Source organism: Pontiella sp., assembly GCF_041622395.1.
Classification (GTDB): Bacteria; Verrucomicrobiota; Kiritimatiellia; order Kiritimatiellales; family Pontiellaceae; genus Pontiella.
In genome coordinates this window covers 1-15,034 of sequence record NZ_JBFJYW010000055.1, presented here as the reverse complement: position 1 = coordinate 15,034, position 15,034 = coordinate 1, and the positions used below count along the sequence as shown (strand labels likewise).

The 15,034-nt window shown below is 59.7% G+C and carries 15 protein-coding genes and 1 pseudogene; 5 read left to right on the top strand and 11 right to left on the bottom strand.

Annotated features, from left to right (window positions below; genetic code table 11):
* Positions 1 to 251: pseudogene (locus ABYO54_RS05035) on the bottom strand (adenylyltransferase/cytidyltransferase family protein); the annotation flags it as partial.
* 187 nt (positions 252 to 438) lie between these two features.
* Here ABYO54_RS05035 and ABYO54_RS05030 point away from each other — a divergent pair.
* Positions 439 to 645 carry a hypothetical protein gene (locus ABYO54_RS05030; protein ID WP_372807150.1) on the top strand — a complete coding sequence of 69 codons (207 nt, stop codon included), beginning with the start codon at positions 439 to 441 and terminating at the stop codon, positions 643 to 645.
* A 185-nt stretch (positions 646 to 830) separates the two neighbouring features.
* Here ABYO54_RS05030 and fabF read toward each other — a convergent pair whose 3' ends face one another.
* The 8 genes from fabF to ABYO54_RS04990 all read right to left on the bottom strand — a co-directional run bounded on the left by fabF (position 831) and on the right by ABYO54_RS04990 (position 6,792).
* Complete coding sequence (fabF, locus tag ABYO54_RS05025) at positions 831 to 2,075, bottom strand: beta-ketoacyl-ACP synthase II (protein WP_372807149.1); 1,245 nt, start codon at positions 2,073 to 2,075, stop codon at positions 831 to 833.
* Between the two features lie 89 nt (positions 2,076 to 2,164).
* Entirely contained in the window at positions 2,165 to 2,401 is a 237-nt protein-coding gene (gene acpP / locus ABYO54_RS05020; RefSeq protein WP_372807148.1) for an acyl carrier protein, read from the bottom strand.
* Positions 2,402 to 2,438: 37 nt separating this feature from the next.
* Complete coding sequence (fabG, locus tag ABYO54_RS05015) at positions 2,439 to 3,182, bottom strand: 3-oxoacyl-[acyl-carrier-protein] reductase (protein WP_372807147.1); 744 nt, start codon at positions 3,180 to 3,182, stop codon at positions 2,439 to 2,441.
* Between the two features lie 9 nt (positions 3,183 to 3,191).
* On the bottom strand, positions 3,192 to 4,097 hold the full coding sequence (gene fabD / locus ABYO54_RS05010) for an ACP S-malonyltransferase (RefSeq protein WP_372807146.1): 906 nt from the start codon (positions 4,095 to 4,097) through the stop codon (positions 3,192 to 3,194).
* The gene (locus tag ABYO54_RS05005; protein WP_372807145.1) at positions 4,097 to 5,089 is read right to left on the bottom strand and encodes a beta-ketoacyl-ACP synthase III; all 993 of its coding nucleotides are present in this window, start codon (positions 5,087 to 5,089) and stop codon (positions 4,097 to 4,099) included. The genes fabD and ABYO54_RS05005 overlap by 1 nt, the downstream gene beginning before the upstream one ends.
* Positions 5,090 to 5,109: 20 nt before the next feature.
* Entirely contained in the window at positions 5,110 to 6,120 is a 1,011-nt protein-coding gene (plsX, locus tag ABYO54_RS05000; RefSeq protein ID WP_372807144.1) for a phosphate acyltransferase PlsX, read from the bottom strand.
* 3 nt (positions 6,121 to 6,123) lie between these two features.
* Entirely contained in the window at positions 6,124 to 6,312 is a 189-nt protein-coding gene (gene rpmF / locus ABYO54_RS04995; RefSeq protein ID WP_372807143.1) for a 50S ribosomal protein L32, read from the bottom strand.
* Positions 6,313 to 6,330: 18 nt separating this feature from the next.
* Positions 6,331 to 6,792: a DUF177 domain-containing protein gene (locus ABYO54_RS04990; RefSeq protein ID WP_372807142.1), complete on the bottom strand. Its 462-nt coding sequence runs from the start codon at positions 6,790 to 6,792 to the stop codon at positions 6,331 to 6,333.
* A gap of 102 nt (positions 6,793 to 6,894) precedes the next feature.
* Between ABYO54_RS04990 and ABYO54_RS04985 the strand changes: the two genes are divergently transcribed.
* Both ABYO54_RS04985 and icd read left to right on the top strand, forming a co-directional pair.
* Complete coding sequence (locus tag ABYO54_RS04985) at positions 6,895 to 8,211, top strand: DEAD/DEAH box helicase (RefSeq protein WP_372807141.1); 1,317 nt, start codon at positions 6,895 to 6,897, stop codon at positions 8,209 to 8,211.
* A 104-nt stretch (positions 8,212 to 8,315) separates the two neighbouring features.
* Positions 8,316 to 9,578, top strand: a complete 1,263-nt coding sequence (gene icd / locus ABYO54_RS04980) for an NADP-dependent isocitrate dehydrogenase (RefSeq protein ID WP_372807140.1) — start codon at positions 8,316 to 8,318, stop codon at positions 9,576 to 9,578.
* 2 nt (positions 9,579 to 9,580) lie between these two features.
* On the opposite strand, the gene ABYO54_RS04975 is transcribed toward icd, so the two are convergent.
* Positions 9,581 to 10,081 carry a flavodoxin family protein gene (locus ABYO54_RS04975; RefSeq protein ID WP_372807139.1) on the bottom strand — a complete coding sequence of 167 codons (501 nt, stop codon included), beginning with the start codon at positions 10,079 to 10,081 and terminating at the stop codon, positions 9,581 to 9,583.
* A 79-nt stretch (positions 10,082 to 10,160) separates the two neighbouring features.
* Positions 10,161 to 10,943 (bottom strand): ribonuclease PH, encoded by a 783-nt coding sequence (rph, locus tag ABYO54_RS04970; protein WP_372807138.1) that lies wholly within the window; start codon positions 10,941 to 10,943, stop codon positions 10,161 to 10,163.
* A 196-nt stretch (positions 10,944 to 11,139) separates the two neighbouring features.
* Here rph and ABYO54_RS04965 point away from each other — a divergent pair, with 196 nt between their 5' ends.
* Together ABYO54_RS04965 and ABYO54_RS04960 are read left to right on the top strand one after the other, a co-directional pair.
* Positions 11,140 to 12,921: an FAD-dependent oxidoreductase gene (locus ABYO54_RS04965; protein ID WP_372807137.1), complete on the top strand. Its 1,782-nt coding sequence runs from the start codon at positions 11,140 to 11,142 to the stop codon at positions 12,919 to 12,921.
* A 67-nt stretch (positions 12,922 to 12,988) separates the two neighbouring features.
* Positions 12,989 to 14,836 (top strand): 2-oxoacid:acceptor oxidoreductase subunit alpha, encoded by a 1,848-nt coding sequence (locus ABYO54_RS04960; protein WP_372807136.1) that lies wholly within the window; start codon positions 12,989 to 12,991, stop codon positions 14,834 to 14,836.
* Positions 14,837 to 15,034: the final 198 nt, after the last annotated feature.

The window sequence follows — 15,034 nt, the reverse complement described above, 5'->3', positions numbered from 1 at the left end:
TCGCGCGGCTCGTCTTCGTCGAACAACACCACGTAATCGACGCATTCCAGCGCGGCGATTACCTTGGCCCGATCCTCTTCGCAGACGATCGGACGGTCATCGCCCTTGTTGCGCTTAACCGACGCATCGGAGTTCATCCCCAGCACCAGCACATCGCCCTGTTGCCGCGCGAACTGCAGATAGGTCACATGGCCGGGATGCAGGATATCGAAGCAGCCGTTCGTGAACGAAACGACCCTCCCCCGCTCCTTCAACCGCGCCCGCTCGGCCAACATTTCGGCCTTCGTCAAAATCTTGTCTTCTAGGTTTCTCATAGGACGCAGATGGAAACACGGAACCATCCAGAGGTTCAAGAGAATGCGCATTCATTGTTGCCAGACAGCTTACCCTGCAAGGCCAAGAGCGCACTCGAGGCCTTGCTGGAAATGGATGCTGTTAATGAAATCGCGGAACGAAAGAGAACGGGCCGGAGGAGCCGTTGAGATTGGTCAAACCGCCCGCCGCGTCGTAGGCATGAAAGGCATCTGCCTAATCGGTGTCATCTGCGGGCGAAACATAAACAGCGTTCGTGGCGTGGTCCTGCAGATCGAGCCGATCGCTTTCGACGAAGCGCCGCACAGTTATGAGAGCTTGTCGAAGTCGTAGGCGATGGACCTGTTGCTGCCGCCCACCAAAAATCCCGTTGCACCTTCCTTCCCACGCCACCTCACGATAACGCAGTTAAGCTCACGCCCACTTTCACCCTCAAGCGGATGCGCCCTGCCGGGCGCACAAAACAAAAGGCACCCTGCCGAAGCCGGGTGCCTTTGGATTACCACCGAATGAAACGGCTAGTATCTTTTGAAGCACAGGGTGGCGTTGTGCCCGCCGAAGCCGAGCGAGTTGCTGAGCGCAACGTTGATTTCCATCTCGCGCTTGATGTTCGGAACATAGTCGAGATCGCAATCCGGATCGGGCGTGGTGTAGTTGATCGTCGGCGGCGCGATGTTGTCGCGGATGGCCAGCGCCATGATGGCCGCCTCAACCCCGCCGGCCGCGCCGAGCATGTGCCCGGTCATCGACTTGGTGGAGCTGACCGCGACCTTGTAGGCCAACTCGTCGCCGAGCGCCTTCTTGATGGCGAGCGTTTCGCCTTTGTCGTTCAACGGCGTGGAGGTGCCGTGCGCGTTGATGTAATCGATATCCTCGGGGCGGAGTCCGGCATCCTGAATGGCGAGCTTCATCCCGCGGGCGGCCTGTTCGGCCTCTTCCGCCGGAGCGGTGATATGGTAGGCATCGCCCGTCCGTCCATAGCCGGCGGCTTCGCAGTAGATTCTCGCACCGCGCGCCAGCGCGTGCTCTTCGGATTCAAGAACGATAATGCCGGCGCCCTCGGACATGACAAAGCCGTCGCGATCCTTGTCGAACGGACGGGATGCGGCTTCGGGGTCGTCGTTGCGGCGGCTGGTGGCACGCAGGGCGGAAAAACCCGCCACGCCGAGCATCGCCACGGAGGCCTCGGATCCGCCGGCAACCATGACGTCGGCATCGCCGTATTGAATGATGCGCATCGCTTCGCCGATGGAGTGGGTCCCCGACGCACAGGCGCTGGTGACACAGAAATTGGGGCCTTTGAAGCCGTATTTGATCGAGATATATCCGGAAAGGATATTGGTGATCATCTGGGGGATGAGCTGCGGCGAAACACGACGGGGGCCGCCCTTGTATGCCCGCAGGCATTGCTCCTGCATAATCTGCATGCCGCCAATGCCGGAACTCGCAATTATGCCGGCGCGCTCGCAATCCATGTTGCTCGGATCGAGCCCGGAATCTTCGATGGCCATCACGGCGGCCGCCAGGCCGAAGACGGAAAAAGGATCCATCTTGCGGGCATCCTTGGCGTCGATGTACCGTTCCACATCGAGATCGCGGATTTCCCCGGCAATCTGCACTGCGTACTGATCGATGTCGTCCATGCCCTGGACATGGGCAATGCCTGACTTGCCGTTTTTGATGCCTTCCCAGAATTGCTCCAGTTCGCTTGCGACAGGCGAAACAATTCCCAAACCGGTAACTACTACTTTGCGTCCATTCATGACCCGTAACCTCGATCGTGTTTAATGCTGAAATGGCCGGAACACCCGGGGTCGAGCAGTTCCGGCCATCGGAAAAACTTCAGCGGGGTTTACTCAAAACCCTTTTCCGTCAGGTAGCTGATAACGCCGCCAACGGACGTCAGCTTCTCTGCGTCTTCATCCGGAATTTCTGCGCCGAACTCTTCTTCAAATGCCATGACGAGCTCAACGGTGTCCAGCGAGTCTGCGCCGAGGTCTTCGATGAAAGAAGCGTCGGTCGTAACCTGGTCAGCGTTCACGCCGAGCTGTTCAACGATGATGTCTTTTACTTTATCTTCAAGTGCCATTTCTAATCTCCTTATCCTAGGTTTACGCTAACAAACACTACATTACCATGCCACCGCATGTCGAGAGCACTTGCCCTGTGACATACGCGGAGGCATCACTTGCCAAAAACAGTACGACGTTGGCCACATCTTCCGGCTCGCCGAAACGGTTGAGCGGAATCAATTCCTTCATCTTGTTCTGCACCTCTTCGTCCAGCGCGTCGGTCATCGCCGTGCGGATGAAGCCCGGCGCCACTGCGTTGCAGCGGACGTTGCGGGAAGCCAATTCCTTGGCGACGGTTTTGCTGAAGGAAATCACGCCGCCCTTGGAGGCCGCATAGTTGGCCTGCCCGGCATTGCCCATCAGGCCGATGACGGAGGCGATGTTGACGATGGTGCCGGAGCGTTGCTTCATCATGCCGCGCATGGCGGCCTTGGTGCAAAGGAAGACGCCCTTGAGGTTGACGTTCAGCACGGCATCCCAGTCGTCTTCGCTCATGCGCATCAGCAGGCCATCCTTGGTGATGCCGGCATTGTTGACGAGCACGTCGATCTTTCCAAAATCCTTGGTGATGGCTTTAACGCCTTCGGTCACGCTCTCGCCGTCGGCGACGTTAACGCCGTAGCATTCGACTTTGCGGCCGAGGGCCTTGACCTTGGCGGCAGTCTCTTCGAGCCATTCGGCCTTGAGGTCGCACAGGGCGATATCGGCGCCGGCCTCAGCCAATTTAACGGCAATGGCCTGTCCCAGGCCGCGGGCGGCGCCGGTTACCATTGCAACCTTTTCATTCAATTCAAACATGTTGATCCCCTAGTTATACTCTATATCGGAAAGTTGGCCGATGTTACGTACTGCCACACTCTTGTCAATACGCTTTATGAGCCCGGCCAAAACCTTGCCGGGTCCAACCTCGACGATTTCCTCGACGCCGTCGGCCACCAGTTTCTGCACCGAAGCCACCCATTGAACGGAAGAGGTGATCTGCTTGACCATGTTCTCCCGGATCGAAGCGGTCGCATGGGCGTCGGCCGTAACATTGGAAAGAACCGGCTTGTTCGGCGCGCCGAGTTCAACATTGGCGAGGAAGGCATCCATCCGATCGGCGGCCGACTGCATCAGCGGCGAATGGAACGCCCCGGCAACCGGAAGCCGGATGGCGCGCTTGGCGCCCGCTTCCTGGCAAAGGGCCTCGGCCTTGTCGATCGATTCGGCCGTGCCGGAAAGAACGGTTTGCGCCAACGAATTGAAGTTGGCCACGTGGCAGCCGGCTTCGGCGGCAATTTCGACGAGCTTTTCGCCATCGAGATTCATGACCGCGAGCATGGCGCCCGGATTTTCGACGCAGGCCGCCTGCATGAATTCGCCGCGAGCCTTCAGCACCTTGATGGCGTCTTCGAAGCCGACGACGCCGGCGACGTAGAGCGCGGTCCATTCCCCGAGACTGTGTCCGGCGAGGAGGTCGAATTGCAGATCGGGTTGCTTCAGCTCCAGCGCCTTGAAGGCCGCCGCGCTGCAAACAAAGATACCCAGCTGGGCGTGGTTGGATTTGTTGAGCTCGTCCTGCGGCCCATCGAAACAGATGGCTGCGAGGTCGTAGCCGAGAATTTCGTTGGCTTGGTCAAACAGGGCCTTGCACTCCGGAATTGCCTCCGCAAGATCCTTGCCCATGCCCACGATTTGGGAACCCTGCCCCGGAAAAACGATTGCTCTCTTCATTACTTCCCCCATTCCAAAACATTCGCGCCCCAGGTGAAGCCGCCGCCAAAGACCGTCAGGACAACGAGGTCGCCCTTGGTAATGGTACCGTCCTTCACCGCCTCATCCAGCGCAATGGCAAGTGCGGCGGAGGAGGTATTCGCGTATTTATCGACATTGGTGTACATGCGATCGGCCACATTCAGGCGCTTGGCAATGGCATCGATGATGCGGATATTGGCCTGATGCGGGATAAAGCATTTGATTTCATCGGCGGAAACCCCGTTTTTTTCGAGGGCTTGGACCACGGATTCGGTCATGCGCGTGACGGCATGCTTGAACACCTCGCGGCCCTGCATCGACAAGAAGTTTTCTTTCCGGTCGAGCATCTCGTGGCTCATCGGGTTGCGGCTTCCGCCGCCGGGCGTCTGCAGCAGTTCCGCCAGCGAGCCATCGGACCCCATCACGGAATCCATGATGCCGCGGCCTTCGCCGCCGGCGCGCAGCACCGCCGCCCCGGCTCCGTCGCCGAAGAGAATGCAGGTGGAGCGGTCTTCCCAATCCAGAAACGTGCTCATTTTTTCGGTGCCGATCACCAGGGCGGTTTCAACCGCACCGCTGGCAATCTGGTTCTTGGCGTTGTCCAGCGCATAGAGGAAGCCGGAACACGCCGCGCCCAGATCGAAGCAAAAAGCATTCTTGGCGCCGATCTTGTCCTGCACGAAACAGGCGGTACTCGGAAAAAACATGTCGGGCGAAAGTGTGGCCACAATCAGAAGATCGACCTCTTCCGCACCGATGCCGGCGTCGGCAAGCGCCTTTTTGGCGGCCTCGGCCCCGAGATCGGATGCGGCCTGCCCCTCGGCCGCAATGCGGCGCTCGCGCATGCCGGTACGGGAGTAGATCCACTCGTCGGAGGTGTCGACGAGTTTCTCGAGATCGTGGTTCGTGACGACCTTTTCAGGCACGTACGACCCCGTTCCAATGATTGAAACTATCCGTTTCGATTCCATGCAAGCGTTCCGAGAAAAAATTAGGATTGTGCGTTTATACGCGCAAGCTCGTCTTCGATCAAATGGTTTACGTGATGATTGACCGCCTCGGCCGCCACGCGGATTCCATTAAACGTGGCAAAAGCGGTCGACGAACCGTGACCAATGATGACGACGCCGTTGGCACCAAGCAACGGGGCCCCGCCATAGCTGTGCGGATCCGCGTGCTTGCGCATTTCCCTGAACACGCCGCGCGCAAAAAGATAGCCGATGATGCGAAAAATGTTTTGCTTGAACATCGTCTTCAACCAGCTGGAAATCATGCTGGCCACGGCCTCGCTGGTCTTGAGCACCACATTGCCGACAAAGCCGTCGCATACCGCGACGCTGACCTTGCCGCCGTAGAGATCGCGACTTTCGACATTGCCGATGAAGTTCAAATGCGACTGCCCCAGCAGACGAAACGTTTTCTTGGTCGTATCGTTGCCCTTGGCCTCTTCCTCGCCGATGCTCAACAAGCCGACGGACGGATTCTTGACGCCGAGGATTTCGCGGGAATAGATGGAGCCCATCACGGCGTACTGCTGGATCATCTCCGGCGTACTGTCCGGGTTGGCTCCCGCATCGAGCAGCACGAACGGCCTTTCGGGCGTCGGCATCACCGTGGCGATCGCCGGGCGGGATACCCCCCGGAGCGTGCGCAGCTTCAGCGTGGCGGCAGCAACCGCCGCCCCGGTGTTACCCGCCGAAAAAACCGCGTCGGCCTTGCCATCCTTCACCAGCTCGACGGAGCGGGCAATCGACGAATCCTTTTTGCGGCGGATAGCCACCGCCGGGGACTCGCCCATCTCCACCACTTCGGTGCAGTGAACGATTTCAATGCACGCGGGGATCGGCCCCTTGTGCTTGGCAAGCTCCGCCTTGATAGCCGTTTCGTTGCCCACCAAAAAGAGCTTCTTCAGCCCGGGGATCTTTTCCGCGGCCTGAAGGGAACCGGCAACAATTTCGGCAGGGGCATAGTCGCCCCCCATCGCATCTATAGAGATACGCATGGTCTACTCTTCAGTAGTGACCGAAAGAACCTGGCGTCCGTTGTAGTAGCCACAGCTTTTGCATACGTGGTGCGGCTGCGCCGGAGCCCCGCACTGGGAGCAGGAAGAAGCGCGCGCAATCGGCTTCTTCATGTTTTGTGCCTTGCGGCTTGCTGTCTTGCTCTTCGAAGTTTTTCTCTTTGGAACTGCCATCGCAATCCTCCTTGCATGCTATAAATTAAAACTGTCCAAGGCCGACCAGGCACTTGGACCTTCATCTGTTGTGCACTCGCAGGAACCTTTATTCAAATCGGCTCCACACTGGGGGCACACCCCCTTGCATTCGTCGCTACACACCGGAAAACCGGGGACATGCAACAGAATTTCTTCCCGAAAATCATCCGAAATATCCACCGAATCGGTGCCATCTGGGGCGGGATAAGCGCGTAGAAAATCGGAAACCCCTATCGTTGTCGAGAAAAATTCGGAACATCTTGCACACTGCAACTCGAGATCCACGGCCAGCGTGCCGCGCACCACCAGCTCATCCGAAACCCGCTGGGCATAGAGCTCGTAACGCACCTCGCCGGGATTGCGCATGAACTTGTCGTCCTCCAGCCCCAGAATCTCGCCCGGATCGTCGCCCTCGTAATGAAAGCCCTCCTCCGGAATCCGTGCCACTAGAATTTTCATGAAACCACCTGATGCGTAATGTGTGAATAGGACGGGTAGTAGTCCGCAATTGGGATCAAGTTTCAAGTTTCAAGTTTCAGATTTCCCCTGTACGTTTCCCCCATGCAATTTTCCGAGCTCATTCAAAACGAAGCCATCCTGCGCGCCATCGACGAAGCCGGGTTCAAGAAACCGACCCCGATCCAGGCCGCAGCCATTCCCGCGATCCAAACCGGGCGCGACATCATTGGCTGTGCCCGCACGGGCACGGGCAAGACCGCCGCCTTCGCCCTGCCGCTGATCCAACGCCTGCTGGACACCTGGACCACCGCGCGCGAGATCCGGGTGCGCTCGCTGATCCTCTCGCCGACCCGCGAGCTGGCGATCCAACTGCTGGGAACCATCCGGAAGTTTGCCGCCCACACCGATCTGACCACCCTGCTGGTTCACGGGGGAACCGAATACGAACAGCAGATCATGACCCTGCGCGGCGGCGTCGACATCCTCATCGCCACGCCGGGCCGCATGCTCGACCTGATCGACCGCAAGGCGCTCAGGCTCGACCAGGTCGAGGTGTTCGTGGTCGACGAGGCCGACCGCATGCTCGACATGGGGTTTGCCCCCGACATCCGCAAAATCGCCCCGATGCTGCCACAGACCCGCCAGGCGCTCTTCTTTTCCGCCACGATGCCGAAGGAAGCCCTTTCCCTGGCCGTCGGCATTCTGCACAAGCCCATGCATATTTCGGCCGACCCGATATCCTCGGTCGCGGAAAACATCGAGAAACAGCTCTACTATGTGGAGAAGAACAACAAGAACGTCCTGCTGAGCTGGCTGCTGCGCAAAATGGACTACGAACGCATCCTGATCTTTTGCCGCACCCGCCGCGGGGCCGATCGCCTTGCCGAAAGCATGAAAAAGCAGGATCTGCCCGTGGATGTGCTGCACGGCGAAAAGGAACAACGCCACCGGCAGGAACTTCTCGAAGCCTTCAAATCCGGCGAAACGCCCGTCTTGATCGCCACCGACCTGGCCGCCCGCGGCATCGACATCGAAAACATTTCGCACATCATCAATTTCGACCTGCCCAACGAGCCCGAAACCTTCGTGCACCGCATCGGCCGCACCGCCCGCGCCGGCGCCTCGGGTATTGCCATAAGCTTCTGCGACCCCACCGAAAAAGGGTACCTGCGCGACATCCTCGCCCACCTCAACGAAGACATGGTCGCCATCGAGGACCACCCCTTCCACAGCGAACAGGTGAAAAACTTCTCCGGCAACGTGAAATCCAAGCACGATCCGGACAAAAAGAAATATGTCAGCAAAATCCGCGAGCAAACCACCTGGCGCCTAACGCCCGGCGAACAGAGCAAACTTCACCAAAAAACCGGTGCCCCTAAGAAAAACGCCCGCCGCAACCCCAAGAAAAAACAGGGTTAGCCCGGCCGGTCGGCTTCCGATCCATCCGGCGTTCCGCTTTACATTCAAACAACTTGCCATTAATTCCGCTTTAGACGATGGAACCTACCGTTGAGGAAAAAAACATGAGCTACGAAAAGATCGAAATCCCTTCATCCGGCGAAAAAATCACGATGCGCGAATATGGGCACCTGAATGTACCGGACCGGCCCATCATCCCCTTCATCGAGGGCGACGGCGTCGGCCCCGAGATTACCGCCGCAATGCTCAAGATCGTCGATGCCGCCGTTGAAAAAGCCTATGGCGGCCAACGCAAGATCCAGTGGATGGAGGTCTATGCCGGCGAAAAGGCCAACGACCTCTACGGCGCGGACACCTGGCTTCCCGACGAAACCCTCAAGGCGATCGAGGAATACCGCGTAGCCATCAAGGGGCCGCTGACCACCCCCGTCGGCGGCGGCCGCCGCAGCCTCAACGTCACCCTGCGGCAGGAGCTGGATCTCTATGTCTGCCAGCGCCCGGTCAAATGGTTCCAGGGCGTGCCGTCGCCGGTCCACACCCCCGAGCGGGTCGACATGGTCGTGTTCCGCGAAAACTCGGAAGACATCTATGCCGGCATCGAGTGGGAGGAAGGCTCCGCCGAGGTGCAGAAGGTCATTGCCTTCCTCCAAAACGAAATGGGCGTAACCAACATCCGCTTCCCGGCGGATTCCGGCATCGGCATCAAACCCGTTTCCAAAAGCGGCTCGCAGCGCCTGATTCGCGCAGCCATCGAATATGCCATCCACAACCACCGCAAATCGGTCACGATCGTCCACAAGGGCAACATCATGAAGTTCACCGAGGGCGCGTTCCTCAAATGGGGCATGGAGCTGGCCGCCGAGGAGTTCGGCGCCCTGTACCACGGAACGGAAAAGGATTATAAAATCAAGAACCCCCACACCGGGGAGATGATTGTCGTGAAGGACTGCATCTGCGATGCCTTTCTGCAGAACATCCTGCTCAAGCCGCAGGACTACGACGTGATCGCCACGCTCAACCTCAACGGCGACTATGCCTCCGATGCGCTTGCCGCCTGCGTGGGCGGAATCGGGATTTCGCCCGGGGCGAACATTAATTATGAAGATGGCAAGGCGGTCTTCGAAGCCACCCACGGCACCGCGCCCGACATTGCCGGGCAGAACAAAGCAAACCCCTGTTCGCTGGTGCTTTCCGGGGAAATGCTCTTGCGCTATCTGCCTTGGACCGAAGCCGCCGACCTCGTGATCGGCGCCGTCGACCGCACCATCCAACACAAGACGGTGACGGGCGACTTCGCCCACATGATGGCCGACGCCACGTGGCTTAGCTGCTCCGAATTCGCCGACGCCGTCGTCGCGAACATGTAGCCCTACAGCGCCGCAAGCACGCCTTCCGCCCAATCGGCGGCGGCTTCCAGATCGGCATCGTCGGGGTGCGATTCCGCATCCCGCCAGAGCTTCTTGCGCGAGGTGGTCGGGCCGTAGCCATGGTCTTTCGGGAGCCCCTTCATCCATTCGACCAGCTTGGGATCGATGGCGCCTTGGCAGACGAAGCGATCCACGACCGTGCAGGCCGACAGCAACTCGCTAACGGCATCCATGCAATCGGCGGCATACTTCGAGTCGGGATAGGCGCCCAGCGTGGCAAACAGGGCCACGGGCTTGCCGTGCAGTTTGCTCATGTAGGCCCGGGCGGCTTCGTCGGCCAACCCCTTGTCGATCCAGCAGCCGAGAAAGACCAAATCGTATCCTTCCGGATTCGGGGCGTGGCCAACGGGACAAAGATCGGCATCCGGCAAGGCCAGATGGATGGCCTCGGCCACTTTGCGGGTGTTACCGGTTGCACTAGAATAAGCGACTAACACTTTCATGGTTCACTCCATTTGTTTTGACAGCTTTTCCCCCATCCGACAAACGCCGGCCGTTGCCCCCCCCCCAAGCGGTCGCAGATCAGCCCAACACGGTCTTCTGCATCTCGACCAGCTCGCCAATGCCTTTTTCGGCCAGCACCATCATCTGCATCAGTTCGTCCTTGCTGAACGGCGCACCTTCGGCGGTGCCCTGGACTTCGATGATCTTGCCGGACTCGGTCATCACGAAGTTGGCATCCACCTCGGCGGCCGAATCTTCCAAGTAGCAGAGGTCGAGGATCGGCGTCTGCTTGTTGATGCCGACGCTGATGGCGGCGAGCCCTTCGATGACCGGATCCTGTTTGATCTTGCCGTCCTTCATCAACTTGTCGACGGCCAACCGCAGCGCCACGTAGGCCCCGGTGATGGAGGCGGTGCGGGTTCCGCCGTCGGCCTGGATCACATCGCAATCGAGGAAAATCTGGCGGCGGCCGAGCTTCTGCAGATCGACCACGGCGCGCAGGGAGCGGCCGATCAGCCGCTGGATTTCCATGGTGCGCCCCCCGATCTTGCCCTTGGCGGATTCGCGCTGGGTTCGATTCTGCGTGGCGGCGGGAAGCATGCTGTATTCGGCCGTCACCCATCCGCCCGGCACGTTCTGGTAGCGCATCCAGCCCGGCACGTTTTCGTCCACGCTGGCGGTGCAGATCACCCGCGTATTGCCCATTTCCATCAAGACCGACCCTTGGGCCGTCGTGATAAAGTCCTTGGTAAACCTTACGTTGCGCAACTCATCGGCCTTTCGCCCGTCGATCCGCTTGCCGGTAGATTCCACTACGGCATCCAGATCGATGCCCCCGCTGAGATTGATTTCTTTTTTCATAGTTCGCGCAGGATGGCGAAACAGCCGGCCGATTGCAACTTCCGGCGGGTTCAAATCGAAAACCGCCCCCGAAAAACCGTCGGCGGGGGCGCTTTTCCGGAAAGCCGATCATTCCGGTACGATTTAGGTATTTTAATGCTGAAATCATTTATGGACTGTGCTTTAACACATGGGACGCTAGTACGGAGGTGATGGAGTGAAGCCGACAGATACGAGTAATCCGGAATATTTCCACAAAGTCGTCGATTGCCAATTTGCCTGTCCGGCCCACACCCCGGTTCCCGAATATATCCGGCTGATCGCCGCCGGCAAATATGCCGAAGCCTACATGGTCAACTGGCATTCAAACGTCTTTCCCGGCATCCTCGGCCGCACCTGCGACCGCCCGTGCGAACCCGCCTGCCGTCGCGGCCGCGTGGAGGACAAACCCGTCGCCATCTGCCGGCTCAAGCGCGTCTGCGCCGACCTGAAGGACGATATCCGCTCCCTGCTTCCGGAAATCCCGAAGCAGAAAAACGGCTGCCGGGTGGCGCTGGTCGGTGCGGGCCCCGCCTCGCTGACCGTGGCGCGCGACCTGATGCCGCTGGGCTACGAAATCGACCTCTACGAATCGCACGCCAAGGCGGGCGGCTTCATGCGCCAGCAGATCCCCTCGTTCCGCCTGCCGGAGGAAGTGATCGACGAGGAGACGGGCTACATTCTCGACATGGGGGTGAAGACCTTCTTCAACACGCGCGTCGAGAGCATGAAGGCGATGCTGGAAAAGGGATACGATGCCGTATTCGTCGGCTCGGGCGCACCGAGCGGCCGCGTGCTGAAACTGCCCGGCTATGACCTGGACGGCGGGAAAAAGATCCTCGTTGGCGTCGAGTGGCTGGCGCAAGTGGCGTTCGGCCACATTACCGAAGCCCCGAAGGACGTCATCGTCATCGGCGGCGGCAATACGGCCATGGACTGTTGCCGCACCGCCCTGCGCCTCGGCGCGGACAACGTGAAAGTGCTGCTGCGCACGCCCATCTCGGCCATGGTCGCCTCGCCCTGGGAAATCGAGGACACGCAGGCCGAAGGCATTCCGATCGTCGAAAACCACAACCCGCTGGAATACCTCGTTGAAAACGGCCGGTTGAAGGCGATGACGTTCGATGTGATCGAATACAAGGTGGAAGACGGCAAGGAGATCTTCACCTCCACCGGGCAAAAGGAAACCATCGACTGCGGCATGGTGCTGCTGGCCATCGGCCAAGCCAATGCCTTCCCGTGGATCGAGCGCGACATCGGGATCGAGTTCAACGAAACCGGCCTGGCGGTGGTCGACGAGCTCACCCATCAATCCACCCACCCGCAGGTGTTCTTCGGCGGCGATGCCGCCTTTGGGCCGCGGAACATCATCACCGCCGTGGCGCAGGGCCATCAGGCGGCGATTTCGATCGACCAGTTTCTCCAGGGGCAGGATCTCACGCAACGCCCCGACCCGAGCACCAACCTGATTAGCCAAAAAATGGGCATCCACGACTGGAGCTATGCCAGCATGGTCACCGAAGAGCAACGCCACAATGTGCCGCACATCGACCTGCTCGAAGCCATCCACAGCCACAAGACCGAGGTCGAGCTCGGGTTCGATGCCAAAACCGCCGTGGAAGAGGCGCAACGTTGCCTCAACTGCGATGTCGAAACGGTCTTTTCGGCCGAAGCGTGCATTGAATGCGATGCCTGCATCGACATCTGCCCCGTCAACTGCCTGAACTTTACCGACAACGCCGAAGAGGCCGAGTTGCGCCGCAACCTGAGTGTCCCGGCGCTCAACACCGGACAATCCATCTTTGTTTCCGAAACCCTTAAAACCGGACGCGTGATGGTGAAAGACGAAGACGTCTGCCTCCACTGCGGCCTCTGCGCCGAACGCTGCCCCACCGCCGCGTGGGACATGCAGAAATTCCTCTACATCGCCCCCAAACCGAAAGCGAAGAGCAACACATGAGGCGTGACCCAATTCAATTGGAACCGCACAACCATAAATCCCGCTTCACGCAGCACGGATCAAACCCATGAAACGCGATATTGTCGTCAACCAGTTCGTCATCAAGTTCGCCAACGTAAACGGCACGGGGTCGGCCAGCGCCAACAAACTGTTCAGCCGGGCGGTCTTCCGCATGGGCGTGCCGATCAGCCCCAAGAACATTTTCCCCTCCAACATCCAGGGGTTGCCGACGTGGTACGAGGTGCGCATCAACGAAAACGGATTCCTCGGGCGCCGCGGCGGCATCGACGTGATGGTCGGCATGAACCCGCAGAGCATGGCGAGCGACATCGCCGAAGTGGAAAAGGGCGGCTACTTCGTCTACGACTCCACCAAGCCGCTCGACCCCGCCCTGCGGCGCGACGACATCGACTTCATCGGCCTGCCGCTGACGGAAAAATGCCGCGAGCTCTATACCGATGCGCGGCAGCGGGAGCTCTTCCGCAACATCATGTATGTCGGGGTGCTGGCCGCCTTGTGCGACATGGAGCTCACGGTTCCGAAGGAACTCATCGCCGAACGGTTCAAGGGCAACGAAGCCCTGGTCGCCCCCAACATCTTGGCGCTGGACACGGGCTACGCCATGGCCCGGGAATGCGGCAAATGCCCCATCTCCTTCCGCATCGAACAGCGCGACAACGTCGGCAACAAAATCCTGATGGACGGCAACGAAGCCTGCGGAATCGGCGCGGTCTATGGCGGGGCGACGCTTGCGGCCTGGTATCCGATCACCCCGTCGACCTCGGTGATCGACAACTTTGCGCGCTACTGCCGCAAATTCCGCATCGACCCGGAAACCGGCCAGAAAAACTATGCCATCGTCCAGGCCGAGGACGAACTGGCCGCGATCGGCATGGTGATCGGCGCATCGTGGAACGGGGCGCGCGCCTTCACCGCCACCAGCGGGCCGGGCATCTCGCTGATGAGCGAATTCCTCGGGCTGGCCTACTTCGCCGAGATTCCGGCGGTCATCGTCAACGTCCAGCGCGCGGGCCCCTCCACGGGGATGCCGACGCGCACGCAGCAAGCGGACGTGCTCGCGTGCGCCTATGCCTCGCACGGCGACACGAAACACATCTGCCTCTACCCCTCCACCCCCAAGGAGTGTTTTGAATACACCGCCCTGGCCTTCGACCTCGCCGAGCGCTTCCAGACCCCCGTCATGGTCATGTCCGACCTCGACCTCGGTATGAACGACAACATATCGGAACCGTTCGAGTGGGACGATTCCAAGACCTACGACCGCGGCAAGGTCTACACGGCCGCGGATCTCGAAAACATGGAAGAGCGGTTCGGGCGCTATCTCGACGTCGACGGCGACGGCATCCCCTACCGCACCTACCCGGGCACCCACCCGACCAAGGGCGCCTTTTTCACGCGCGGCACCTCGAAGGACGAATATGCGATCTATACCGAGAACGGCGGAAAATACGTCGGCAACGTGAACCGGCTGTTGAAGAAGTGGGAAACCGCAAGCAAGGCGGTTCCCAAGCCGATCATCCGCGAGACGGGCAAGCCCTGCACCGTCGGCGTGGTCCACTACGGCACGTCGGAAGCCTCCACGCTGGAGGCACTGCACCACCTCAACGAATTGCACGGCATCTCGCTCGACAGCATGGGCATCCAGTCGTTCCCGTTCGCCGAAGAGGTGGGCCGCTTCATCGAGGCGCATGAATATGTTTTCGTGGTCGAGCAAAACCGCGACGCGCAGATGCGCACGCTGCTGATCAACGAATACGAGTTCGATCCCGAGTGCCTGGTTCCGATCCTGCACTACGACGGAAGCCCGATCACCGCGCGCTTCATCCGCCATGAGATCCGCGATTGGATCCTGCAAACCACCACCTCCCCCCGCCGCCGCAGCCGGTTTTACTAATCGGGACCCGATCATGGAAATGAACCACGAAGAGACAAAGGACACCACGATGACGGGAAATACACTTCGCGAATCGTCGAGTCCGCGGCGTCTTTGCGGTTCCCAAAAACGCATGAGGGCAATTTCATGAGCTACAACATCCCCGCCTTCCGCCACCCGAACCCGCAGAAGAATGCGCTCGGCTACACGAAGAAAGAT

Bases quoted from the DNA above. Each gene is read 5' to 3' on its own strand.
- fabD (WP_372807146.1), bottom strand. From the start codon at position 4,097: ATGAAGAGAGCAATCGTTTTTCCGGGGCAGGGTTCCCAAATCGTGGGC.
- plsX (WP_372807144.1), bottom strand. From the start codon at position 6,120: ATGCGTATCTCTATAGATGCGATGGGGGGCGACTATGCCCCTGCCGAA.
- fabG (WP_372807147.1), bottom strand. From the start codon at position 3,182: ATGTTTGAATTGAATGAAAAGGTTGCAATGGTAACCGGCGCCGCCCGC.
- ABYO54_RS04985 (WP_372807141.1), top strand. From the start codon at position 6,895: ATGCAATTTTCCGAGCTCATTCAAAACGAAGCCATCCTGCGCGCCATC.
- ABYO54_RS04975 (WP_372807139.1), bottom strand. From the start codon at position 10,081: ATGAAAGTGTTAGTCGCTTATTCTAGTGCAACCGGTAACACCCGCAAA.
- ABYO54_RS04990 (WP_372807142.1), bottom strand. From the start codon at position 6,792: ATGAAAATTCTAGTGGCACGGATTCCGGAGGAGGGCTTTCATTACGAG.
- rpmF (WP_372807143.1), bottom strand. From the start codon at position 6,312: ATGGCAGTTCCAAAGAGAAAAACTTCGAAGAGCAAGACAGCAAGCCGC.
- rph (WP_372807138.1), bottom strand. From the start codon at position 10,943: ATGAAAAAAGAAATCAATCTCAGCGGGGGCATCGATCTGGATGCCGTA.
- acpP (WP_372807148.1), bottom strand. From the start codon at position 2,401: ATGGCACTTGAAGATAAAGTAAAAGACATCATCGTTGAACAGCTCGGC.
- ABYO54_RS04960 (WP_372807136.1), top strand. From the start codon at position 12,989: ATGAAACGCGATATTGTCGTCAACCAGTTCGTCATCAAGTTCGCCAAC.
- fabF (WP_372807149.1), bottom strand. From the start codon at position 2,075: ATGAATGGACGCAAAGTAGTAGTTACCGGTTTGGGAATTGTTTCGCCT.
- ABYO54_RS05030 (WP_372807150.1), top strand. From the start codon at position 439: ATGAAATCGCGGAACGAAAGAGAACGGGCCGGAGGAGCCGTTGAGATT.
- icd (WP_372807140.1), top strand. From the start codon at position 8,316: ATGAGCTACGAAAAGATCGAAATCCCTTCATCCGGCGAAAAAATCACG.
- ABYO54_RS05005 (WP_372807145.1), bottom strand. From the start codon at position 5,089: ATGGAATCGAAACGGATAGTTTCAATCATTGGAACGGGGTCGTACGTG.